Annotated in this window: 22 protein-coding genes; 7 read left to right on the top strand and 15 right to left on the bottom strand. The window is 62.1% G+C overall.

Going from position 1 to position 23609, the window contains the following annotated elements; translation table 11 throughout:
* The 4 genes from ACP15S_RS20885 to ACP15S_RS20870 form a co-directional block, all read left to right on the top strand.
* On the top strand, positions 1-538 hold a 538-nt coding region (locus tag ACP15S_RS20885), incomplete at its 5' end, for an SDR family oxidoreductase (RefSeq protein ID WP_425041588.1).
* Between the two features lie 73 nt (positions 539-611).
* On the top strand, positions 612-2402 hold the full coding sequence (locus tag ACP15S_RS20880) for an IlvD/Edd family dehydratase (RefSeq protein ID WP_425041548.1): 1791 nt from the start codon (positions 612-614) through the stop codon (positions 2400-2402).
* Between the two features lie 107 nt (positions 2403-2509).
* On the top strand, positions 2510-3355 hold the full coding sequence (locus ACP15S_RS20875) for a fumarylacetoacetate hydrolase family protein (protein WP_425041547.1): 846 nt from the start codon (positions 2510-2512) through the stop codon (positions 3353-3355).
* The gene (locus tag ACP15S_RS20870) at positions 3348-4295 is read left to right on the top strand and encodes a 2-hydroxyacid dehydrogenase (protein WP_425041546.1); all 948 of its coding nucleotides are present in this window, start codon (positions 3348-3350) and stop codon (positions 4293-4295) included. Before ACP15S_RS20875 ends, ACP15S_RS20870 begins: the two co-directional genes overlap by 8 nt.
* Positions 4296-4877: 582 nt before the next feature.
* On the opposite strand, the gene ACP15S_RS20865 is transcribed toward ACP15S_RS20870, so the two are convergent.
* From ACP15S_RS20865 to ACP15S_RS20855, 3 genes are read right to left on the bottom strand one after another with little or no spacing between them, the layout of a single operon-like run.
* Positions 4878-5651, bottom strand: coding sequence for a PaaX family transcriptional regulator C-terminal domain-containing protein (locus ACP15S_RS20865; protein WP_425041545.1), 774 nt, complete (start codon positions 5649-5651; stop codon positions 4878-4880).
* 2 nt (positions 5652-5653) lie between these two features.
* Positions 5654-7699 carry a phenylacetic acid degradation bifunctional protein PaaZ gene (paaZ, locus tag ACP15S_RS20860; protein ID WP_425041587.1) on the bottom strand — a complete coding sequence of 682 codons (2046 nt, stop codon included), beginning with the start codon at positions 7697-7699 and terminating at the stop codon, positions 5654-5656.
* Positions 7700-7710: 11 nt separating this feature from the next.
* The gene (locus ACP15S_RS20855) at positions 7711-9747 is read right to left on the bottom strand and encodes a 3-hydroxyacyl-CoA dehydrogenase NAD-binding domain-containing protein (protein WP_425041586.1); all 2037 of its coding nucleotides are present in this window, start codon (positions 9745-9747) and stop codon (positions 7711-7713) included.
* A 143-nt stretch (positions 9748-9890) separates the two neighbouring features.
* Between ACP15S_RS20855 and paaI the strand changes: the two genes are divergently transcribed.
* Both paaI and paaK read left to right on the top strand, forming a co-directional pair.
* Positions 9891-10334 (top strand): hydroxyphenylacetyl-CoA thioesterase PaaI, encoded by a 444-nt coding sequence (gene paaI / locus ACP15S_RS20850; RefSeq protein WP_425041589.1) that lies wholly within the window; start codon positions 9891-9893, stop codon positions 10332-10334.
* Positions 10331-11641, top strand: coding sequence for a phenylacetate--CoA ligase PaaK (gene paaK, locus ACP15S_RS20845; RefSeq protein WP_425041585.1), 1311 nt, complete (start codon positions 10331-10333; stop codon positions 11639-11641). The genes paaI and paaK overlap by 4 nt, the downstream gene beginning before the upstream one ends.
* Before the next feature lie 294 nt (positions 11642-11935).
* Here paaK and ACP15S_RS20840 read toward each other — a convergent pair whose 3' ends face one another.
* The 12 genes from ACP15S_RS20840 to ACP15S_RS20785 all read right to left on the bottom strand — a co-directional run bounded on the left by ACP15S_RS20840 (position 11936) and on the right by ACP15S_RS20785 (position 22682).
* On the bottom strand, positions 11936-13000 hold the full coding sequence (locus tag ACP15S_RS20840; RefSeq protein ID WP_425041584.1) for a 2Fe-2S iron-sulfur cluster-binding protein: 1065 nt from the start codon (positions 12998-13000) through the stop codon (positions 11936-11938).
* Between the two features lie 10 nt (positions 13001-13010).
* Positions 13011-13502 (bottom strand): 1,2-phenylacetyl-CoA epoxidase subunit PaaD, encoded by a 492-nt coding sequence (gene paaD / locus ACP15S_RS20835; RefSeq protein WP_425041583.1) that lies wholly within the window; start codon positions 13500-13502, stop codon positions 13011-13013.
* On the bottom strand, positions 13466-14230 hold the full coding sequence (paaC, locus tag ACP15S_RS20830) for a 1,2-phenylacetyl-CoA epoxidase subunit PaaC (RefSeq protein ID WP_425041582.1): 765 nt from the start codon (positions 14228-14230) through the stop codon (positions 13466-13468). The genes paaD and paaC overlap by 37 nt, the downstream gene beginning before the upstream one ends.
* On the bottom strand, positions 14230-14520 hold the full coding sequence (gene paaB, locus ACP15S_RS20825; RefSeq protein WP_425041581.1) for a 1,2-phenylacetyl-CoA epoxidase subunit PaaB: 291 nt from the start codon (positions 14518-14520) through the stop codon (positions 14230-14232). Before paaB ends, paaC begins: the two co-directional genes overlap by 1 nt.
* Positions 14517-14975 carry a DUF3291 domain-containing protein gene (locus tag ACP15S_RS20820; RefSeq protein WP_425041580.1) on the bottom strand — a complete coding sequence of 153 codons (459 nt, stop codon included), beginning with the start codon at positions 14973-14975 and terminating at the stop codon, positions 14517-14519. The genes paaB and ACP15S_RS20820 overlap by 4 nt, the downstream gene beginning before the upstream one ends.
* Complete coding sequence (paaA, locus tag ACP15S_RS20815) at positions 14972-15949, bottom strand: 1,2-phenylacetyl-CoA epoxidase subunit PaaA (protein ID WP_425041579.1); 978 nt, start codon at positions 15947-15949, stop codon at positions 14972-14974. The genes ACP15S_RS20820 and paaA overlap by 4 nt, the downstream gene beginning before the upstream one ends.
* Positions 15949-17154 (bottom strand): 3-oxoadipyl-CoA thiolase, encoded by a 1206-nt coding sequence (gene pcaF / locus ACP15S_RS20810; protein ID WP_425041578.1) that lies wholly within the window; start codon positions 17152-17154, stop codon positions 15949-15951. The genes paaA and pcaF overlap by 1 nt, the downstream gene beginning before the upstream one ends.
* A gap of 240 nt (positions 17155-17394) precedes the next feature.
* Entirely contained in the window at positions 17395-19587 is a 2193-nt protein-coding gene (locus ACP15S_RS20805) for an NADP-dependent isocitrate dehydrogenase (RefSeq protein ID WP_425041577.1), read from the bottom strand.
* Between the two features lie 128 nt (positions 19588-19715).
* Complete coding sequence (locus ACP15S_RS20800; RefSeq protein WP_425041576.1) at positions 19716-19976, bottom strand: hypothetical protein; 261 nt, start codon at positions 19974-19976, stop codon at positions 19716-19718.
* 251 nt (positions 19977-20227) lie between these two features.
* Positions 20228-20887, bottom strand: coding sequence for a lipoate--protein ligase family protein (locus ACP15S_RS20795; RefSeq protein ID WP_425041575.1), 660 nt, complete (start codon positions 20885-20887; stop codon positions 20228-20230).
* 9 nt (positions 20888-20896) lie between these two features.
* Positions 20897-21766: a sugar phosphate isomerase/epimerase family protein gene (locus ACP15S_RS20790; RefSeq protein WP_425041574.1), complete on the bottom strand. Its 870-nt coding sequence runs from the start codon at positions 21764-21766 to the stop codon at positions 20897-20899.
* Positions 21767-21776: 10 nt separating this feature from the next.
* Positions 21777-22682, bottom strand: coding sequence for an NAD(P)-dependent oxidoreductase (locus ACP15S_RS20785; protein ID WP_425041573.1), 906 nt, complete (start codon positions 22680-22682; stop codon positions 21777-21779).
* 266 nt (positions 22683-22948) lie between these two features.
* On the opposite strand from ACP15S_RS20785, the gene ACP15S_RS20780 reads away from it, so the two are divergent.
* Positions 22949-23563, top strand: coding sequence for a VPLPA-CTERM sorting domain-containing protein (locus ACP15S_RS20780; RefSeq protein ID WP_425041572.1), 615 nt, complete (start codon positions 22949-22951; stop codon positions 23561-23563).
* Positions 23564-23609: the final 46 nt, after the last annotated feature.

Here is a 23609-nt window from a genome sequence, read left to right as displayed (position 1 = left end):
GCGGGCCAATCCGGATATCTTGTTCAACGGCGCCGGATTTGTGCATCACGGCACTGTTCTGGATGCGACCGATGACGAATTCGGCTTCGCTGTCGATCTGAACGTGCACTCGATGTTCCGCACGATTCGGGCGGCTTTGCCCGGCATGATTGAACGCGGCAACGGCTCGATTGTGAACATGGCGTCGGCTCTGGGGGCGAAGATGGGTGCGCCCAATCGGTTTGTCTACGGTGTGACGAAGGCTGCGGTCGAAGGGCTGACGAAATCTGTGGCGGTGGATGTCATCAAGACCGGCGTGCGGTGCAATTGCATTTGTCCGGGCACGGTGGAAAGCCCGTCCTGGCATGACCGCGTGCGCGCGCTTGGCGAGCAGATGGGCTCTTACGAGGCGGCCCTTGAGGCTTTCGTCGCGCGCCAGCCCATGGGGCGGGTGGCGCAGCCTGAGGAGATTGCGGCGCTCGCGGTCTATCTGGCCAGTGATGAGAGCGCGTTTACGACGGGACAGCCCCATTACATCGATGGCGGATGGTCTGGCTGACCGGCCCTTCGGGGAGAGTTTATTTGGCAAGATGAAGGGGCGGTTGCGCTCCCATTGCGAACGAGGTTGAGAGATGAGCAAGAAGACGGAGTTGCGGTCGCAGAAATGGTTCAACAATCCCGATAACCCGGAGATGACGGCTCTGTATCTGGAGCGCTATCTCAATTACGGGCTGACGCGGGAGGAGCTGCAATCGGGCAAGCCGATCATTGCGATTGCACAGACAGGGAGCGATCTCAGCCCGTGCAACCGGCATCACATCGAGCTGTCCAAGCGCGTACGCGACGGGATCATTGCAGCGGGCGGGACGTGTATTGAGGTACCTGTGCATCCTATTCAGGAGACGGGCAAGCGGCCCACGGCGTCGCTCGATCGCAATCTTGCGTATCTCTCCCTGGTCGAGTCGCTTTTCGGTTATCCGCTGGACGGGGTCGTGCTCAACATCGGCTGTGACAAGACCACGCCTGCGCTTCTGATGGCGGCGGCGACGGTCAATATTCCGGCGATTGCGCTCTCGGTGGGGCCGATGCTCAATGGCTGGTGGAATGGGGAGCGGGCGGGCTCCGGCACGGTCATCTGGAAGGCACGCGAGATGGTGGCCGCTGGTGAGATCACCGACGAGGAATTCATCGAAATGGCGGCGAATTCTGCCCCGTCCGTCGGCTATTGCAACACGATGGGCACGGCCACGACGATGAACAGCCTTGCCGAAGCGCTTGGCATGCAGCTCCCGGGCTCTGCCGCGATCCCGGCGCCCTACCGCGAGCGCGGGCAAATGGCCTATGAGACGGGCAAACGGATTGTCGAGATGGTGCATGAGGATTTGCGGCCCTCTGACATCATGACGCGCGAAGCCTTTGAGAATGCCATTGTTGTAAATTCCGCCATCGGCGGGTCAACCAATGCGCCCATTCATCTCAACGGGGTGGCGCGGCACTTGGGCGTGCCGCTGGACAATGACGATTGGATGGCTCTTGGCCACAAGGTGCCGCTTTTGGTGAACTTGCAGCCTGCGGGCAAATATCTTGGAGAGGATTACCAACAGGCGGGCGGTGTGCCTGCGGTGATTGGCGAATTGCTGGACGCAGGGCTTTTGCCGCATCCCGATGTTGTGACGGCCAATGGCAAGACGATGGCCGAGAATTGCGGCGCGTGTCGGACGGGCAATGCTGATGTCATCAAGACCGTTGCCGCGCCCATGGTGGAGGCTGCGGGCTTCATCAATCTCAAGGGCAACCTTTTCGATAGCGCGATCATGAAAACCAGCGTCATCTCGAAGGAGTTCCGTGATCGGTATCTGTCCAACCCCGAGGACCCGGAGGCCTTCGAGGGGCGTGCGATTGTCTTTGACGGACCGGAAGATTTCCACCACCGGATTGACGATCCTGCGGAACAGATTGATGAACACTGCATCCTGTTCATGCGCGGCGCGGGCCCCAAGGGCTATCCCGGCGGGGCCGAGGTCGTGAACATGCGCGCGCCGTCTTACCTTTTGAAGCAAGGGATCCATGCGCTGCCCTGTATTGGCGATGGCCGGCAATCGGGCACCTCCGGCTCGCCCTCGATCCTCAATGCTGCGCCGGAAGCGGCGGATGGTGGTGGTCTGGCTCTGTTGCAAACCGGCGACCGGGTGCGCATTGATCTGGGCAAATGCACGGCGGACATTCTGATCTCCGAGCAAGAGCTGGCCGCGCGCAAGGATGCGCTGGAAGCGGCAGGCGGCTACGCCAGCCCTGAGAGCCAATCGCCCTGGCAGGAGCTTTTCCGCGAGAAGGTTGACCGGTTTGATCGCGGCATGACTCTCAAGGGCGCGGACGCATATCAGGACATCGCGCGCAAGCATATGCCGCGCGATAACCACTGAGCCAAAGGCAGATCACATGAGACAAGGCGCTCCGGACTGTGCTCCAGGGCAGCCAGCTTGAAAGGTCCGAACGGGTGTTGCGGACAAGGGTTTGAGGAGAGATTGATATGAAACTTCTGAGATTTGGCGAGGCGGGACAGGAAAAGCCTGGGGTTCTGGACAGTGAGGGCCGCATTCGCGACCTTTCGTCTGTTGTTCCGGATATCTCGGGCGATGTTCTGACCGATGATGGATTGGCCGCTCTGGGCAATGTTGACATCAGCGCGCTGCCCATTGTGGACGGCGACCCCCGGCTTGGTCCTTGCGTGGGCCAGATCGGCAAAATGATGTGCATCGGTTTGAATTATGCGGACCATGCGGCGGAAACTGGCGCTGCGATCCCGGACCATCCCATTCTCTTCATGAAGGCCAATTCAGCGATCGTTGGCCCGAATGACGATGTCGTTCTGCCGCGCGGTTCCGTCAAAAGCGATTGGGAAGTCGAACTTGGCGTTGTGATCGGCAATCGCTGCAAATACGCAAGTGTCGAGAACGCGATGGATTACGTGGCGGGCTTTTGCATCGTCAATGACGTCTCTGAGCGCAGCTTTCAAACCGAGCTCACAGGCCAATGGACCAAGGGCAAATCCCCTGACACGTTTGGACCCACTGGCCCTTGGCTCGTCACAAAAGATGAGATCGCCGACGTTCAGGCGCTGGATATGTATCTCGACGTGAACGGCACGCGCATGCAAACCGGCAATACCGCAACCATGATCTTCACGGTTGCACAGATCATCGAGCATCTCAGCCAGATGTTCACCCTGCATCCCGGCGACGTGATCTCAACGGGGACGCCTCCGGGCGTTGGCATGGGCATGTCACCGCAGGTCTTCCTGAAGCCCGGCGATGAGATGGAGCTGGGGATCGAAGGGCTTGGCGTACAGCGTCAGAAAGTGGGGCAAGATGCCTGATCTGCTTCAAATCGGCGGGATCACAGACGCCATGCGCGCACGTCTTGCGCCTCGGTTCGACATCCATGTTCTGAGCGAATTGCCCGAAGGTTGGCTCACCGAACACGGGGACAAGATCACCCATGTGGCCACCAATGGCCATGACGGCGTGCCCGCGCATGTCATGGAAGCTTGCCCCAATCTGAAGATGATTGGCTGCTATGGTGTGGGCTATGATGCGATTGATACCGGTGCATGCGCCGCGCGCGGTATCCCGGTCAGCCACACGCCGGATGTGCTGAATTCCGAGGTTGCCACGACAGCTTTGATGCTGATTTTGGGTCTGTTCCGGGAATTGCGCCGGGATGACGCTTATGTCCGTTCGGGCCGCTGGGAGCATGATGGCAACAGCGCGCTGACCCGGTCCGCCGATGGGCGCAAGATCGGCATTCTGGGCATGGGCCGGATCGGCCAGGAGATCGCGCGCAAACTCTCGGTCTTTGACCCGGAGATTCACTACCACACGCGCAGCGCCAAGGATGTGCCCTACACATACCACGCAAACCTCGTGGACATGGCAGAGGCGGTCGAGGTGCTGATCGTCATCACACCCGGCGGCGCGGCGACGCATCATTTGGTCAACGAAGCGGTGCTCAATGCGCTTGGGCCGGACGGCATGCTGATCAACGTGGCGCGCGGGTCTGTCGTGGATGAAACAGCGCTGATCGCAGCGTTGCAGGACGGGCGGCTGGGCCAGGCGGGCCTCGATGTCTTCGAAGCAGAACCCCATGTGCCCGAAGCGCTCCGCCAATTGGACAACGTGCTTTTGCTGCCCCATGTCGGCTCAGGCACCCATGAAACCCGGGCTGCAATGGGTTCCCTCGTGGTCGATAATCTGCTGAGCCATCTCGATGACGGCAAGGTTTTGACATCTGTCCCGGAAACGGCGCACCTGTCCTGACCGACGATACGACAAGACAAAGAGCACGCGGCCACCTCCGCGGGCTTTTTACATAAACCGCATTACGCGAGGTATGTCCTGTCACCGGAGCGCGCTGCCCTGCTTCATTTTTGTGCCGCCAGAAAAATATTCGAAGGCAGAAGCGTGTTTGAACTCAGACGTACTGAACGAGCAGCCGAAAGCGAAGCAATCGACTGAGGCCAACTCTTAGGGTTTCGAGGACCACAACCTTTGAAACTCATACTGTTCTTGTAGGGTATCGCCATCGGGATCGTGGCCGCAGCGCTCTACATGATGCCGTCCAACTACAAATTGAGGATCGAAACCGCCGAACGGAAATGCGACGTTTCTGTCTTGTTGCATCCATCGTCCGATTTAGCACCAGAGCAGATCAACTGCACATTGGTGCATGACGATATCCTTCTCAGATTTCGAGTTGATGATGAAGGAACAACCTTCGTCGAATGCAACCAGGACAACGGCGGTCTGAGGCCACCTGAACCAACCAATTGCATCCTGTACCGGCAATAGGCGCGAGGCTTAGCCGCCCTGCGATATCTGAGACCAAGGGCCGCCAAGCCCCTACAGCGTATCGAGATGCGCCACCTCGGGCCGGGGCAACATCTGCAGGAGAGTGGTCTTGAGCGCCCGGCTTTCTGCGATACCGGTCCCATCGGGCAAGACATGATCGGGCACGGCCGGCACCCGCAGGATCAAGCGGCGCCATTGATGCACAACAAGTAAACGCAAGGCCGCGATGTCTTTGGGGTCGCTGACTTCCCGGCGCGACAGACCCTCCAGCAAACCGCGCAGGCGCGTTTCCACATCGCGGGCCAGAGCCAGAACGTCATCCGGCAGCAAGCGCGCCCGTACCCATAAAGGGACGTCCACCTCACCGGTGATCTCAAATGCAAACGCCCCTTGCGGCGGCTCCGTCGTCACGCGGATCTGCGGTGCGCTTGGATAGAGCGCGACGCCCTTCTGGGCAGGCCCAGCGGATATATCATAGAGCGCAAGCCAGCAGCGTTGCACCGGCTGTGTCTCGCCATAAATCCGCGGGCTGGCGGCGCGGGTTTGGGCGCGGCCTTCCTGCGCCAACCGGTAGCGCGAATTGCGCCCAACCTTGCGGCTCTCGATCCAGCCTTCCTTGCGCAACCGATGCAGCGCCACGCGCGTGGCCTCGGGCTTTACATGCATGCGCGCGGCCAGAGCACCGATGAGTTGCGCACTGATTTCCTGCCCGTCCGTCTGCGCCAAGTCCCCGAAAAGCGTCACCAGCAAGGACCAGACCTGCGGCGGACGCGCGCCCAACCCCAACTGGACAAGATCCTCGATGGATTGGCCTGTCTCGGTCATCGTCAAAGCCGCCGCGCCTCATAGGCAACCATGGTCAGAAGCTCGTATTCCGCGACTTTCTCAGCATCCTGATTGCGCAGCACCACATGCCAGCGCACTTCGCCATACTCATCATTGCGCGGCGTTTTCTTCTTCACCGTCAGGGCCACAGTGATGGCATCACCCGCCGCCACCGGCTTCATGAACCGCAGGTCATCCATGCCGACATTGGCCAGAACCGGACCTTCAGAAGGCTCCACGAACATGCCCGCGGCGAAGCTCGTCAGCAGGTAGCCATGGGCCACGCGACCCGGGAAGAAAGGGTTCCGCTGCGCCGCGGCCTCATCCATATGCGCGTAGAAGGTATCGCCGGTGAAATGGGCAAAGTGCTCGATATCCTCGAGCGAGATCACCCGCGGCGGACAGTTGAGCGTCTCGCCCAGTTGCAGGTCGTGAAAGGTTCGCGTGAAAGGATGATCCGGCGTGCTGTGCTCCGACGCGCCCGGAACCCAGACCTCGCCGACAGCGCTGAGCAGGTCCGGGCTGCCCTGAATGGCCGTGCGCTGCATGTAATGCATCACGCCGCGCACCCCGCCAAGCTCTTCGCCGCCGCCCGCGCGGCCCGGGCCGCCATGGACCATATGCGGCATCGGCGCGCCGTGGCCAGTGCTCTCCGCCATGCTATCGCGGTTGTTGAAGTAGAGCCTGCCGTGAAAGGCCCCTGCCCCCAGGACAACCTCGCGCGCGACGCTAGGATCATGGGTGATGACAGAGGCCACAAGACTGCCCTGTCCGCGATTGATCAGTGCTATAGCATGGGGCAAGTCACGATAGCCCATGAGCGTGGAGACCGGGCCGAAAGCCTCCGTCTCATGCACATGCACCGCGTCATCCGGCCGCGCGCAACGATAGAGCAGGGGCGGAACAAAAGCGCCCGCCTCCGCATCCGCGCCTTGCACATCGAAGGCCTCGGGATCGCCGAACACGCGCTCCGCCTCCGTGCCGATGAGCGCCGCTTTGTCCAACACATCGCGGCGCTGCGCCTGCGAGACAAGCGCGCCCATGCCCGTTTGCGCGCTGCGTGGGTCCCCAATGACAACCTGTCCCAGCCGATCCCGTAGCGCGTCAATCACGGCGGGGGCCTGCGCCTCAGGCACCATGATCCGCCGCACGGCGGTGCATTTCTGCCCGGCCTTGGTGGTCATCTCGCGGTGCACTTCCTTGACGAAGAGATCAAATTCCGGCGTTCCCGGCTGGGCATCCGGCCCTAGTATCGAGGCGTTCAGACTGTCCTGTTCCGCCACAAAACGGATTGCATTGCGCAGGATATGCGGCTTGGAGCGCAGGCTCAGCGCCGTCTCGGCGGAGCCTGTGAAACTGACGACATCCTGACAGGTCAACCGATCCAGCATGTCCCCCAGCCCACCGCTCACAAGTTGGAGTGCACCTTCGGGAAGGATGCCGCTCTCCAGCATGATGCGCACGGCGGCTTCCGTGACGTAACAGGTAGCCGTCGCCGGTTTGACGATCGCGGGCATGCCAGCAAGCAGGGTCGGCGCCAGTTTCTCCAGCATCCCCCAGACCGGAAAGTTGAACGCATTGATATGCACCGCGACGCCCTGCAAAGGCGTGCAGACGTGCTGGCCCAGAAACGTCCCCTCGCGCGAGAGCTGTTCGATCCCGCCGTCGAGATACACATGGGCATCCGGCATTTCGCGACGCCCTTTGGAGGCGATGACAAACATCGTCCCGATCCCACCATCGATATCAAAGAGATGATCTTTTTGCGTCGCACCCGTGGCGAAGGAGAGATCATAAAGCGCGGCCTTGTGTTCGCTCAGTTTGAGCGCCAGCGCCTTGAGCATGCGTGCGCGGTCGTGAAAAGTCATGGCGCGCAGCGCAGGGCCGCCGCGCCTGCGCGCATAGTCGAGCATCGCCTCGGGATCGAGCGCGCTATTGCCCGCCTGTGCGATGATCCGACCAGTGACCGCATCGGCGATCTCGCGCGCGCCTGCACCAGGGCCGATCCATTGCCCGGCAGCGAAACTCTCGACATTGCGAAGCCCCATGGCCTCCTCCCCTATTCTGTGAATTGCGCCGCGCGCACCCAAGACCCCGGGCTTTCGGCCTCCATCGCGCGCAAGGTCTCTTTGATCCGGGTTGCGCCTTGCGCTTCGGCCCAATGCATCGGCCCTCCGCGATGGCGCGGAAAGCCGTAGCCATGCAGCTTGACCATATCGACGGCGGCCGCATCCTCCGCGATGCCCTCGTCAACAATCCGCGCGCCTTCATTGGCGAGCGCCGTGAGCAGGCGCAGCTGAATGTCCTCCTGCGAGAACGCGCGCCGGGCAATGCCCTCGCTGGCAGAATAGGCCTCGATCAATGCCTGCACGTCAGGATCAGGGCGCGGCCTGCGGTCGCCCTCGGCATAGCGATACCATCCGCGCCCGGCCCGCTGGCCCAACCGGCCTGCAGCGCACAGCTGATCGGAGATGGTGACATAGCGCTCCGCCGTATTGCGCGTGGCGTCCTGACGGCGCCTGTTGGCTTCAGCGATCTGCAACCCGCCCATGTCCTGCGCTTCAAACGGACCCATAGCCATCCCAAAGGCACGCATCGCAGCATCGACGTGTTCGGGCAGCGCGCCATCTGCGAGCAGATATTCAGCAGCCCGGCGATAAGCCGCGAGCATACGGTTGCCGATAAACCCGTCACAAATACCCGCCAGAACCGCCACCTTGCGCAGCTCTTTGGCGAGCGTGAATCCCGTCGCCAATACCTCTGGCGCGGTTTCGGGCAATCGGACCACTTCCAGAAGCTTCATGATATGGGCCGGTGAGAAGAAATGCAGACCGAGGCAGCGCTCATGGCCTGTGACGTCAGCAAAGATCTCCCGCGGATCAAGGTAGGATGTGTTGGTGGCCAGGATTGCGTCCGGGCGCATCACACTGGAGAGTGCTGCAAAAACGGCGCGCTTGGCGCTCAGATCTTCGAAGACGGCCTCGATGGCCAGATCGGCGTCTGCGGCCCCGGCGTAACTGTCATGACAGCCCAGAGCCGTGAGGCATGTGTCGCGACGGTCCGACGTCAGCTTGCCGCGTTTGAGCGCCGCGCCCAGCAAATCTCCAATCCGTGTTTGCGCGGCTTGCGCGCTGGGGCGATCCCGCTCGATCACATCCACCGTCTTGCCCGCCATCAGGCAGGCTGCGGCGATGCCCGCACCCATCAGGCCCCCGCCCACAACCGCGATGCGCTCCAGCTTTCGCGCGTTATGGCCTGCAATCACCGTCGGGCGGCTTACCGCACGTTCGGCGAAAAACGCATGGCGCAAGGCCCGGCTTTCCGCTGCGGCGCGCAGCTCCAGATGCCGGGCGCGCTCTTTGGACTGACCCTCTGCAAAGCCCAGACGCGCCCAGCCCAAGGCTTCAAGCACATGTCCCGGCGCCTGTCTGCCCTTGGCTGTTTTGGCGAGCATGTCCTCTTTTTCAGCCATCCAGCCCGCTGGCATATCAGGTGCGTTTCGCGCCGAGGCAGGCACTGGACGCGCCGCATTCCAGCTCGCAACACTGGCGTCGACATCATCGCTGATAGCATCGATGCCGCCCGCGCCCAAGAGATCATCCGCGCTCTTCAACTGACCCAGACAGGCCATTTCAAAGGCCATGTCCCACCCCAGAAGACGCGGCGCGCGCTGCGTCCCGCCTGCGCCGGGGATGAGCCCGACATTCACCTCCGGCAGACCGAAACGCGTACCCTGTGCGGCAATCCGCCAGGCGCATCCCATGGCAATCTCCAGACCGCCGCCGAGGACATTGCCATGCATATATGCCAAAAAAGGTGTCTCGCTGGCCTCGATCGCGGCAATAACATCAGGCAAATGAGGCTCTTCGGCGGGTCGGTCGAACTCTGTCATATCGCCACCTGCGACGAACGTGCGCCCCGCGCCGCGCAACACCGCCAATCGCGCGCCTTGAACCCGCGCTACCGCCGCCATCAGCCCCGCCCGCACCGCAGTTGACGTCGCATTCACCGGCGGATGATCAATCGTGACCCAGGCCACATCGCCCTGCCAATGCACCGTAACGGGGCCTGCGGAATTAGCGGGAGCGGATGACATGGCGCAGCCCTTTGGTTGAAAGCTTAGGAATTTATTGACCAGACGATGACCCTATGCAACGGATTAGTTACGATATTTGTGTGGGAGAGCAAATTGCGTAACATGAAAAGGGACAACACCCAGAGGCCCGGCCCGTGGCGGCGCTGAGCCCGAAAGAGCGCGCCAAACGCGCGGCAGAGGCCATGTGGCGGGACGACCGCGCATCACAATGGCTGGGCATGCGACTTGCCGATGTGGATGAGGGGTTTGCCCAGCTCGAGCTTGAGGTCGCCGCGCATCATTGCAACGGCCACGGCATGTGCCACGGCGGGATTACCTTTTCACTGGCCGACAGCGCCTTCGCCTTTGCCTGCAACAGCCGCAATCAAGCCACCGTCGCCCAGAGCAATGCCATCACCTACCTCGCGCCCGCGCAGCGCGGCGACACGCTGACGGCGCTGGCCCGCGAGGTCTCACTCACAGGGCGTAGTGGGCTCTATGACGTGACGGTGCGCAACCAGAACGGCACGGTCGTTGCCGAGTTTCGCGGCCAATCCCGCATGATCAAAGGCCAATTGTTTACCGAAGAGGGGAGTGCTTCGCGATGAAAGACCTGACACCCGAGCGCAGCAGCCTCGATCCCATCGAGATCGCCAGCCGCGACGAGATTGAAGCCCTGCAACTGGAGCGGCTGAAATGGTCCCTCCGGCATGCCTACGAGAATGTCGAGATGTACCGGACGCGCTTTGATGCGGCAGGCGTGCACCCCGACGATCTCAAGAGCCTTCCTGATCTTGCGAAATTCCCGTTCACCTACAAGTCGGACCTGCGCGACAATTACCCCTTCGGCCTCTTTGCCGTCCCACGTGCGCAGATCGCGCGTCTGCATGCCTCCTCGGGAACAACGGGCAAGCCAACGGTCGTGGGCTACACGGCGCAGGACATCTCCCATTGGGCGGATCTCGTGGCCCGGTGCTTGCGGGCCTCGGGCGTCAAACCCGGCGATATGGTCCACAATGCCTATGGCTATGGCCTCTTCACAGGCGGGCTTGGCGCGCATTACGGGATAGAACGCCTCGGCGCGACGGTTGTGCCGATGTCGGGCGGTCAAACCGTGCGGCAGGTCGATCTGATCGAGGATTTCAAACCCGATGCAATCATGGTCACGCCGTCTTACATGCTCAACATTCTGGAAGAATACCACCGGCGCGGCCTCGATCCGCGCAGCTCATCGCTGCAAACGGCCATCTTCGGAGCGGAGCCCTGGACCAATGCGATGCGCCTCGAAATTGAGGCGGCCTTCGATATGCATGCGGTGGATATCTACGGGCTCTCGGAGGTTATGGGGCCCGGCGTGGCCAATGAATGTGTCGAGACGAAAGACGGGCTGCATATCTGGGAAGATCACTTCTATCCCGAGATCATCAACCCCGAGACGGGCGAGCTGGTCGAAGACGGCGCAGAAGGCGAACTTGTCTTCACGACGCTGACGAAAGAGGGCCTGCCCGTCATCCGCTACCGCACCCGTGATCTGACGCGTCTTCTGCCCGGCACGGCGCGCACGATGCGGCGGATGGAAAAGATCACCGGGCGCAGCGACGACATGATCATCCTGCGGGGCGTGAATGTCTTCCCGACACAGATCGAGGAACAGGTTCTGGCCACGGGCGGCATCGCACCGTACTTCCAGATCGAGCTCTTCAAGACCGGCACGATGGACGCCATGCGTGTCTTGGTCGAGGCACTGCCGCAGGCGGGTGACGAGGCCAGCCGCGCGGCGGCGCAACGCATGCTGACAAAGCGCATCAAGGATGTGGTCGGCGTCTCTGCAGAAGTCCTCGTCGGCGATCCAGAAACCGTGGAACGCAGCCAAGGCAAAGCCCGCCGCGTGGTGGATCACCGGTCGAAAGGGTGAGCGTTTTCTGTTGATCGTCGTGCGAAGGTCGGGTTGGAGGCCAAATTGCCGGACGCTGTGTTGCGCACTAACGTTCGCTCCTCAAGCGCGGCCAAAAAACGCGACAAAATCAATAGCGGTTCTGCCAAGGGTCTTTGACACTTGATTTTTCCACCGATTCAGTTGTGTCGCGGCGAGTTACAAAAACGACCGTTTTTGACAGTTCCCAGTTTGGGAAGCAACAACTCGCGCAGGTCCATCGAGTTGGGGCTAGGTCCGCAATATTGATGGTCGTTTTTACCTAACTCGCACCACCTAATGCTCAAACTCCACCACCACCCGATCGGTGAGCGGCAAGGACTGGCAGGCCAACGCGTACCCGCGGGTGATTTCGCCGTCTTCCAGCGCGTGGTTCTGCATCATCTCGACCTCGCCCTCCACCACGCGGCAGCGGCATGTCGAGCAGACGCCCGCCTTGCAGGCAAAGGGCGCATCGAGGGAGGCGGCGAGGGCGCCGTCGAGCACAGTTTGGTCCTTGGCGATCTTGAAGCTGTGGGTCGTGCCCTCCAGCGTCATTTGCACCTGCGTCATGCGGGCATCGGGGGCGGCGGCGCGGATCGCGGCTTGTTTCAGCCGCCCGGGCTGGTTGCTGCCAAAGAGCTCGAACTTGATCTGATCGTCGCTCAGCCCGTGATCCCGCAGCGCCTGCGCGATGGCGAGCATCATGGGCTCCGGCCCACAGATAAACGCCAGATCCACCGAGGCGATGTCAATCCAGCTCTCGAACAGCGCCGCGCATTTGGCCCCGTCCACCCGGCCCGAGAAAAGCTCCATCTCCTCCATCCCGCTCTCCAGAACATGCACCAGCGTGACCCGCCCCATATGCGCGTTCTTGAGCGCTTCCAGCTCCTCGCGGAACATGATCGTGCCCGGCGCGCGGTTGGCGTAGACAAGGGTAAAGCGGCTCTGCGGTTCGGCTTTCAGAAGGGTCTTCATCAGCGAGAGCACCGGCGTGATCCCCGAGCCCCCGGCAAAGGCGAGATAGCTGCGCGCGGCGTCAGGCTGGATCGGCGCGTGGAAATTGCCCATGGGCGGCATCGCCTCCAGCACCATCCCCGGCGCGAGGCTTTCATTGGCCCAGCTGGAAAAGGCCCCGCCCTCGACGCGCTTGATCCCCACCTGCAAATGCCCTTCCCCCACGCCCGCGCAGATCGAATAGGAGCGGCGCAGCTCGGTCCCGTCAAAGTCGCGGCGGAAGGTCAGGTATTGGCCCTGGATGAAGTCAAAGGCCGCTTTGTCCTCGGGCTGCAAAGTCACAACGACCGCATCCTTCGTCGTCTTGCGCACATCGGTCACTGTCAGGGGGTGAAAACGGGCCATGGGAGGCTCCTCAGAGGCATTTGAAATAGTCGAACGGCTCAAGGCAATCGTCGCAGCGCCAATGGGCCTTGCAGGGTGTCGAGCCGAACTGGCTCACCCGGCTGACCCGCGCCGATTTGCAGCGTGGGCAGCGCTCCGGCCCCCCGGCGGCGCGGGGTGGGGCGATGCCGTAATCCTCAAGCTTGGCGCGGCCCTTGTCGGAGAGCCAATCGGTCGTCCAGGGCGGCGAGATCTGGGTCTCGATCCGCAGGTCCGACACGCCTTTGTCCCGAAGCGCCGTCTCGATATCGAGCGAGATGATCCGCGTGGCCGGGCAGCCCGAATAGGTCGGCGTGACCGCCACCTCCAGCACCTCGCCCGCCCATCGCACATCGCGCACGATGCCCAGATCGACGACCGAGATCACCGGGATTTCCGGGTCGGGCACATCTTCGAGCCAGCGCCAGATCTCGGCAACTTCTGGTCTCACCACGTAGCACCGGGATAGGCGCGCTGGAGCCATTGCATCTGAGTGAGCATATGGCCCAGATGCTCGCTGTGCCGCGCGCCGGTCTTGCCGCCTTGGTGGGCAAAGCTGTCCTCGGGGAGGGTCAGCGTCCCCTGCCCCATGATCCCCGTGAGCTGCGTCATGACAGGGCCTTTGAGCGTTGAGGGCAAGGGCGCGGTGCCCGCCTCCGCCATGGCCTGATCCACAGCATCGTCGGTGAAAAGCTCGCCCAGATAGGGCCAGAGCCGGTCAAGCGCGGCCTGCATGCGCGCGTGGCTCTCCTCTGAACCATCGCCCAGCCGGATCACCAGGTCGGCGGTGCGCTCCGCGTGGTAGCGTACTTCCTTGACGGCTTTGGCGGCAATCTCGGCCACGCGGGCCTCGCCGCTGGCGCAGAGCGCATCGAGCTGCGCCAGATGCCAGTGATCGAACAGGCATTGCCGCATGAGCGTATGGCCAAAATCGCGGTTGGGCTGCTCGACGAGAAGCACATTGCGGAAGTCCCAGACGTCGCGGTGCATCGCCAGATCATCGGCGCTGCGCCCCTGCCCTTCGCTCTCCGCCGCGAGACCCAGCCACATCTGCGTCTGGCCGATCAGATCCAGCGCGACATTGGCCAGCGCGATGTCTTCCTCCAACACTGGCGCATGGCCGCACCATTCTGAGACGCGGTGGCCCAGAACGAGGGTGTTGTCTCCCATGCGAAGGAGGAACTCGACCTCTGGCGTCATTCTCGCCGCCATCACATGGGCCCCACGTCGTCGGGAATGTCGAAGAAGGTCGGGTGGCGATAGACCTTGTCCTCCGCCGAATCGTAGAGTTCCTCTTTCGCGCCGGGATCGGAGGCAGTGATCTGTGCCGCTTCCACGACCCAGATGCTCACGCCCTCGCTGCGCCGCGTATAGACGTCGCGCGCATGTTTGAGCGCCATCGCCGCGTCGGGCGCATGGAGCGAACCCACATGACGGTGGCTCATGCCGTGTTGGCCCCGGATGAACACTTCCCAGAGCGGCCATTCCTGTCGATCGGTCATTGCTCGGCTTCCATAACCTTGGCGCGGAACGGCTGGTGGCCCAAATGATCCCAGCCAAAGGCCTCCTCCGTGTCGCCATGTGTGTTGAGGTGATCGAGCCGCGCCAGCGCCTCGGAAAGGCCGGGCTGCGTGCCCGGTGCGACCCACCACATCGCCACGCCCATCCGGTCGAGCACATCGAACCAACCGTGGCGCTTGTCAAAGAAGCGGCGATGCAGCGTGCCGAACACGAACTGGTCGAGCTGCGCTGCCGTTTCCCAGACCGAGATCGTCGCGATCATCCTGGCATCGCCCTCGATCGGGCCGGACGTCTCGGCCTCATTGCGCCAGACAAAGCCATCGGAGCGTTCGGCCAGCGCGTTGATCCGCGCGATATTTTCGGTGAATTCGGCCACACGCGGATCGTCGATGTCATGGCGGAGGCGGGCGATATTGATCTCGGCGAGATGCATCATTCCGCCGCCATTGCTTTCGCGCGCGCCTTCTCGGCATGGGCCATCAACCCGTCACGGACCCAGGCGCCCTCGTCCCAGGCCTTGTTGCGGGCCTCAAGCCGTTCGGTGTTGCAGGGGCCATTGCCCTTGAGCACGTCATAGAACTCGCTCCAATCGGGCTCCGCGAAATCATAGCCGCCCTTCTCCGCGTTCCAGCGGATCGTCTCGTCCGGCACGGTGAGGCCGAGATACTCCGCCTGCGGCACGGTCTGGTCGACAAATTTCTGGCGCAGCTCGTCATTGGTGTTCATCTTGATCTTCCACGCCATGCTTTGCGCGGAATGCACAGAGTCCTTGTCTGACGGGCCGAACATCATGAGCGCGGGATACCAGAAGCGGTTGAGCGCATCCTGCGCCATGCGTTTCTGCGCGGGCGTGCCTTCGGCCATCTTGCGCATGATGTCGAAGCCTTGGCGCTGGTGGAAACTCTCTTCCTTGCAGATGCGCACCATGGCGCGGGCGTAGGGCCCATAAGAGGTCCGCTGGAGCGGCACTTGGTTCATGATCGCAGCACCATCCACAAGCCAGCCGACCGCGCCCATATCAGCCCAGGTCAGCGTGGGATAGTTGAAGATGGAAGAGTATTTCATCCGCCCGTCATTGAGCATCTCGGTGAGCTCATCGCGGCTGACCCCAAGCGTCTCACCGGCGCAGTAGAGATAGAGGCCGTGGCCCGCCTCGTCTTGCACCTTCGCTAAGAGGATCGCCTTGCGCTCCAGCGTCGGCGCGCGGGTGATCCAGTTGCCCTCGGGCAGTTGGCCCACGATCTCGGAATGGGCGTGCTGGCCGATCTGGCGGATGAGCGTCTTGCGGTAGCCCGCAGGCATCCAATCCTTGGGCTCGATCGTTTCGCCCGCATCGATGCGCGCCTGAAAGGCGGCGAGCTTTTCGGGATCGTCCTGGCTCGCTTCGGATTTGATCATCTGTGCGTACATCATTGGATCCTTTCTAAAATGAGCGCGGTGCCCTGCCCCACGCCGACACACATCGTGCAGAGCGCGTAGCGCCCACCGCTGCGGCGCAGTTGGTGCGCTGCGGTGAGGACGAGGCGCGCGCCGGACATGCCCAGCGGGTGGCCCAGTGCAATCGCGCCACCGTTGGGGTTCACGCGAGGGTCATCATCGGCCACGCCGAGCGCGCGCAATGTGGCCAAGCCTTGGGCGGCAAAGGCCTCGTTGAGTTCGATCACATCCATATCTTCGATGCGAAGCCCCGTGCGGCGCAAGAGTTTCTCTGTCGCAGGGACTGGACCGATCCCCATCACACGCGGCGCGACGCCTGCAGAGGCCATGCCGATGATGCGCGCGATGGGCGTGAGGCCATGAGTCTCGACACCGGCCGCGGACGCCAGAAGGAGGGCGGCGGCCCCATCGTTCACGCCAGAGGCATTGCCCGCCGTGACGGTGAGGTCCGGCCCGTTGATGCCTTTGAGTTTGGCCAGCTGCTCGGCGGTGGTGCCGGGGCGTGGATGCTCGTCTGTGTCGATCACCAGCGGGTCGCCCTTGCGTTGGGGGATCGTCACGGGGGTGATCTCATCGGCGAAGAGCCCCGTCTCCTGCGCGGTTGCGGCGCGCGCTTGCGAGCGGGCGGCGAAGGCGTCCTGGTCAGCGCGGGAGATATTGTAATCTGCTGCCACGTTGTCCGCCGTCTCGGGCATGGAATCGGTGCCATGGGCCGCGTGCATTTTCCGGTTCACGAAGCGCCAGCCGATGGTCGTGTCAAACATCTGCGCGGCGCGGGAGAAGGCGCTCTCGGCTTTGGGCATGACGAAGGGCGCGCGGCTCATGCTTTCCACGCCGCCCGCAATCACCAGATCGAGCTCACCCGCCTTGATGCCCCGTGCCGCAAGGCCCACCGCGTCCATGCCGGAGGCGCAGAGACGATTGACCGTGATCCCGGGCACCTGCTCGGGCAGGCCCGCCAGCAGCGCCGCCATGCGGGCCACGTTGCGATTGTCTTCTCCGGCCTGATTGGCATCGCCCAGGATAACCTCATCCACGGCGGCCCAATCGACATTCTTGTGACGGGCTTTGAGCGCAGCAATCGGGATGGCCGCCAGATCATCTGTCCGCACTCCCGCCAACGCGCCGCCGTAACGACCAATAGGCGTGCGCACGCCATCGCAAATCAGGGCCGTCATTGCTGCGCCGTCTCCATCTCCAACCTTGGGAGACATTATGTTACCACATGGCGGCTGGCAAGAATTTTTGGTAACACGTCAGAGCGGCAGATTTGGCGCACGCACGGGCGCGTTTTCGAATTGGCTGCGCCAATCCGACGGGGTTGGGGGGCTAGCCCCCCGTCCGCCGGTGGCGGACTCCCCCCAGAGTTTATTTTGCAAGATGAAGGGGACGGCAGCGCACCGCCCGTCCCCCAGTGCTTAGCCGATGATCGCGTTCAACGTGGGCGAGGCGCGCATGACCTCTGCTGTCTTGGCAGCATCGGTCCGGTAGTAGCCTCCCAGATCAGCGGCGGCGCCCTGCGCGGCTGCCAACTCGCTGACAATCGCGGCTTCGCCATCCGCCAGGGCTTGCGCAATTGGCGTAAACTCTGCGGCGAGATCCGCATCATCGCTCTGCGCAGCGAGCGCTTCGGCCCAATAGCGAGCAAACCAGTAGTGGCTGTCGCGATTGTCCGGCTGGCCGACCTTGCGGCCCGGGCTGCGGTCATTGTCGAGGATGCCCTGGGTGGCAGCATCGACCGCCTTGCCCAGAACAGAGGCCTTCGCATTGCCGCGCGTTTGACCGAGGAATTTGAGGCTCTCGCCAAGCGCGCAGAACTCGCCGAGACTATCCCAACGCAGATGGTTTTCTTCCATAAGCTGCTGGACATGTTTGGGGGCGGAGCCACCGGCGCCCGTTTCAAACAGGCCGCCGCCTTGCATGAGCTTCACGATGGAGAGCATCTTGGCGGATGTGCCCAGCTCGAGGATCGGGAAGAGATCGGTGAGGTAGTCGCGCAGGACGTTGCCGGTGATGGCGATACTGTTGCGCCCGGCGGTGATTTCCTTGAGCGTGACAACGGTTGCCTCGGCGGGGGACATGATCTGGAACTTGTCGGCCACGCCTTTGGCCGCGAGGATCGGCTCGACATATTTGATGAGCTCGGCATCATGGGCTCGGTTGGCATCCAGCCAGAAGATCGCCTGACAGCCCTCAATGGCCTGCCGGTCAATCGCCAGCTGCACCCAGTCTTCGATGGGGGCCTTGCGCGTGTTGGCGGAGCGCCAGATATCGCCAGCCTCGACTGTATGGGAATGCAAAACGCTGCCATCACTCAGACGCATTTCGACCCGGCCATCCGCCGCGATCTCGAATGTGGTGGGGTGCGAGCCATATTCCTCGGCCTTTTGCGCCATCAGCCCGAGGTTTTGCACCGCACCGGCGGTGGTCACATCAAGCGCGCCATTTTCTTTGAAGAACTTCACCGTCTCATCATATACGGGCGCGTAGCTGTTGTCGGGAATGACGCAGTTGCAATCACACTCATTGCCATCAGGGCCCCAGCCCTTGCCGCCGCCGCGGATGAGCGCAGGCATGGAGGCATCAATGATCACATCGGAGGGGACGTGCAGGTTGGTGATGCCCTTGTCGCTATCGACCATATACATCGGCGGGCGCTCGGCGGTGACCTTGTCAATCGCCGCCATGATCGCGGGCTGATCTTTGACCCGCTCCAGGAGGTCGCCCATGCCTGAATTGGGGTTCACCCCAAGCGCCGCCATCTCCTCGCCGTACTCCGCGAAGACCGGCTTGAGCCAGGCGCGCACCGCATGGCCGAAAATGATCGGGTCGGAGACCTTCATCATCGTGGCCTTCATGTGCAGCGAGAAGAGCGTGCCCGCGTCTTTGGTCCTGGCGATCTGGTCATCGAGGAAGGCCGAGAGCGCCTTGGCCGACATGAAGGTCGCATCAACAACCGTTCCTGCCGGGAAGGCCAGACCCTCTTTGAGCACCGTCTCGGTCCCGTCGGTGCCCACATGCACGATGGACATGGTTTCATCCTGGCCCAGCGTGGCCGAGACCTCGTTTGAGAAGAAGTCATTGCCCGCCATGGCATTGACCTCGGTCTTGCTAGACGCCTCCCATTTGCCCATGCGGTGGGGGTTTTTCTGCGCGAATTTCTTGACGGCGACAGCCGCACGGCGGTCGGAATTGCCCTCCCGCAGCACGGGGTTCACCGCCGAGCCCTTGATTGTGTCATACTTGGCGCGCACGGCTTTTTCGGCGTCAGTCGAGGGCGCCTCGGGATAGTCCGGCAGCGCGAACCCCTGGCTTTGCAATTCCTTGATCGCCGCGACCAGCTGCGGCACGGAGGCCGAGATATTGGGCAGCTTGATCACATTGGCTTCCGCCGTCTTCACCAGCTTGCCAAGCTCCGCCAGATCGTCGGGCTGGCGCTGATCCTCGGACAGGTGTTCGGGGAAGGTCGCGAGGATGCGACCGGCGAGCGAAATGTCTTTCGTGCTGACAGAGACGCCGGCCGCTGCGGCGAATTTCTGAATGATCGGAAGAAAAGAGGCAGACGCCAGCTCGGGCGCTTCGTCAACCTTGGTGTAGATGATATCGGCCATGGAAAGACTCCTGTGTATTCGGGTTGTGCCTCCCTTACGCCTGAGTCTCCCTCAGCGCAACGGCATACCGTTGTATACAGGGAAGGCAGATCGTCGCGGCGGGGTGCTCTTCGCCCACGTCAATGCCGTCACCTTGCCTGACGCATCGCGCGCGCCATTTTGCGCGCCCGCACCGCAGTTGTGGCCGCATCCGTACCATCATGAAAGCTGCCAAACCAGCGATCCATGAGCACTTCTTCGGAGCCATCGTTACACTCGAAATACTTGTGGTGCAGTTGATGGTGGAACGAGCCCGTCTTCATGGCCGCACGCTTGCGCAACAGCAGCTTCTCGAAGCCGGAGTGCGCGTAAATCGCGCGGAGATTGATGGCAAGATCTGTGCGGCCCATTCCCATGACAGGACCTGCATCTCCGGCATGGCGGGCCAGAGGAACGCATAGGCCGCGAGCGCGAAGGTCAGGTGGCTGACGGGCGGGGTCAACTTGGTTCACGTCCCCAAAAGCCAGGCCAATGCCGCTTTGGGCTTTGGGGGCAGATCAAAGACCGGTGACATGGAGATCGAAAGACACCAGCTGTGCTGCCCCACATGCCTGACTTGAAGGCCCCATCCGCGCGGGCGCCGCATGGCCCGTTCCGCTCTCTAACCTGCCAGAAAGGCCGCGTGCAATCTCTGCAAAAACCCGTGCTCCGTGCAATCTTCAGGCAAGCCCGTATGTGCGCCCAATTCAATGACCCTGCCCTGCCCCATCCGATCCAGAAAGAGATTGAGCGCATCGATGGCGCCCTGCGTCGGAGGCGCGAAGAGCATCAGCGCATGCGACAGGATCGCATAACGTGTCTTGTCGGCGCGACAGGGGCGAAACCGCATGGCAGTTCCGGCAAATTTCAGGCCCTGATACTGAACATTATAGGCCCCGTCGCAAAAAGCCCCGGGCTGCCAGCCGACGCTGGAACCCGGCCCCAGCGCCGTCTCGATCGGGGCGCAGAGCCGGCCATATTCTTCCGCGATATTGACCGGCCCGCCCGGCGCACGGCCATAGACATGGGTCACGTTTATGATACCGGGGCCTTGCGGGGTCACGTCTCCGCCCGTCGCGCGCACATGGACAGGCCAGCCCAATTCGGCCATTTCCGCTGAAACAGTCTCGAATTCGGGCAACACTGCGAGGTTGCGCGGGGCAACGAGGCATTGGGGAGATTGCCAGATCCAGAGATGTCGCTTCTCCGGGTTGCGCGAGACATCATCGAGATAGGCCGCCTCGCGGGCAAACGCCTCTCCGGCATCAACGGTCTCAATCATCGCGCGCTCCTACCTGTCTCCAAACAGCGCCTTAAACGTCTCGATGCAGGCGCGAAACCCCGCTTCGAAATCGCCGTTGCCCGGATGGTAGACGCTCTCAAAGGAAATCACCCCCGCATAACCATCCCCGCGCAGCGCATCCGCCATGGGGGCAAAGAGGGGGCCCAGCTGGCCTTTGCCCATCTCCCGGATCTCGAGCATAGCGCGGGGCGTATCAACCCACACATCCTTGATGTGCACATGGCCCAGATAGCCGCCCCGCAAGGTCTCATAGCCATCGGGATAGGCCAGCTCGTGGCACCAGCACGCATTGGCCGGATCCCACAGCACCTTGAGAGCATCGCCCGCATCCAGCTCATCAATCAAACGCCGCGCGGTATAGGCGGAATTGACCATGGTGCCATTGCCGGTCTCAACCACAAGCGACACCCCTTCGGCGCGCGCCAGATCAACTGCGGGCGCAATCATCGGGGCCATACTGTCCCACGCGCCGCGCGCGACATTCCATTGCTCTGCGCCATGGCGGCCCCAAAGGATCTGCTCCTTCCTCTGCGTCATGATCCGCACCAAAGGACTGCCGACGATCTGCGCCATCTCAATCACACGTTTGAGCGCGTCCATATGCTGGCTGTGCAGCGGATCGCCCGGGCGATTGTCAGATGTCATGCCCGCGAAGATGTGCCGCGACAGACAGGAGACCGGCTTGCCGCGATCCCGCAAGAGCCTGTCGATCTCCGCGATCTCAACGGCGCTGTGATCGCCAACCTCATGGGCGCCCACATATTGAAGCTCCGCATAGGTCAGATCATATTCATCCATTATATCAATGGCATAAGGTAAGTCGCGGCTGATCCCGTCACAAATGACACCCAGTTTCATCCGCCCTGCCCTACCGTGTTGCCTTGGCAAAATCTCGGTGCAGCTCAGCGCCAATGATCTCCTCGATGACGCGGGTACAGACCCAGTTGTCGCCATCCGGATAACGCGTGCGACCCGCATGAAAGACCTGCATCGCCGCAGCGGCGGTATGGAGCGGGACGCCCAATCCCTCGCCGAGCGACATGGAGATCGTCAGATCCTTGTGCATCGTGTTGATATGGCTGCCTGTGCCCTCGAACTGACGGTCAATGATCTTCTCAAGCGCGTTGTTGACCACACCACACCCCGCAGAAGACGTTGAAAACACATCAGAAATCACCTGACCCGGGATGCCCGCCTTGGCCGCCAGCGCCGCTGCTTCAAAGGTCGCGGAGAACTGGGCTCCGATGAGGGATTGCAAACAGGCCTTGACCGTCTGCCCCTGCCCCGGCGCCGTACCCACTTGGTGGATCACCGCCGAGACCGCCTCCATGGCAGGCCGCGCGCGGGCCAGCGCATCGTCTGACCCTGCGGCCATCATGGTGAGCGTTCCGCCCTGCGCGCCCGGGAAACCGCCTGACACGGGGCTGTCGATCAGGTCCAGATGCGCAGGCAGGTCTGCCGCGATCTGGCGGGCCTCGTCGGGTTTGATCGTCGCCGTCAGAACAATCAGACCACCCTCCGCCATGCTCGCCGCCAGACCATCCGCGCCAAATATCACGTCACGGACTTCTGCGCCCGTCATGACCATGATGAACACGATATCGCAGGCACGCCCAATCGTGGCGGCATCATCGGCACGGGACGCGCCCATCTGGGCAAGCGCCGCCATCCGATGGGCCAGGAGATCCCGCCCGATCACATCAAAACCCGCATTGAGTAGATTGCGCGCCAAACCGCTGCCCATGTCTCCCGCCCCAATCACGCCAATGGCCATGACCTTCTCCTTCGTCTCAGGTTGTCAGATGGGGCTTTCACGCCAAAACGCGGGCGCCGGGCAGGTCCAGAAGACACCCCCTGCCCTATCGCGATGGCAAAACGCTAGCACGCGACGGGGCACATAAGGCAAGCCTTTCTTTGTCTTCCCGCCCATTCGAGGAATGGCTGTCCCCGCGGGGACAGCTGGGCTGCGTTAATAAATTTGCGCCGCCATCCGGTTGACGCTAGGCTGCTGGGATAACGACATTAACCAGGGGGTCTGTTATGAGAAATACTATTATCGCAGGGATTGCATCGAGCGTTCTGCTTGCCGCGCCTGCATTTGCATCAACGTTTAATGTAGATGAATTTGATTTCGGTGATTTTGATGGCGCCGTCAACGCTGGCAATGACAACGTCGGCACGGCAACTGCAGGTTTCAGCTTTGTATCTGGCGGTCTGGCGGGCGAATGTGTTCCCGGCGATTGCAACAACGATATCGGAGGTGACACGCAGGACAGCTTCTTTTTCACCATTGCCGATGGCTTCCAGCTTGACGAGATTTCCGTCGCGACAGAGGGCGGCGGCCCAGAGGACTTGACGATCTCCTTCAGCCTAAGAGAAGCCATGCAACCCTATACCAGCCTTGGCTTCGGCACCTTTGAGATCAATGAAAGCGGTCTCGTAGATTTCGACGACCCGCTCGCTGCAGGAACTTACTCCTTCTCTGCCTTTGGGCAGAGCGCAAGCGAGGCTGGTGACTTTGACGCATTCTGGGCGGTCGCGTTTGTAGTTTCCGCAGCCACCACCGCACCCGTTCCCCTGCCCGCCTCCGCGCCGCTTTTGCTGGCCGGTCTGGGTGGCGTCTGGGCCCTGCGTCGTCGCAAGAAAGCCGTCTGAGCCAAAGCGCACTTCACAAAACTGGAAAAGGCCGCTCTTTCGGGCG

The sequence above is a fragment of the Primorskyibacter sp. S187A genome (genome assembly GCF_049800955.1).
In the GTDB taxonomy this organism is placed as follows: domain Bacteria; phylum Pseudomonadota; class Alphaproteobacteria; order Rhodobacterales; family Rhodobacteraceae; genus JAKVBH01.
Note: the sequence above shows the minus strand (reverse complement) of the source record. Positions and strands in the feature narration are given on the sequence as shown.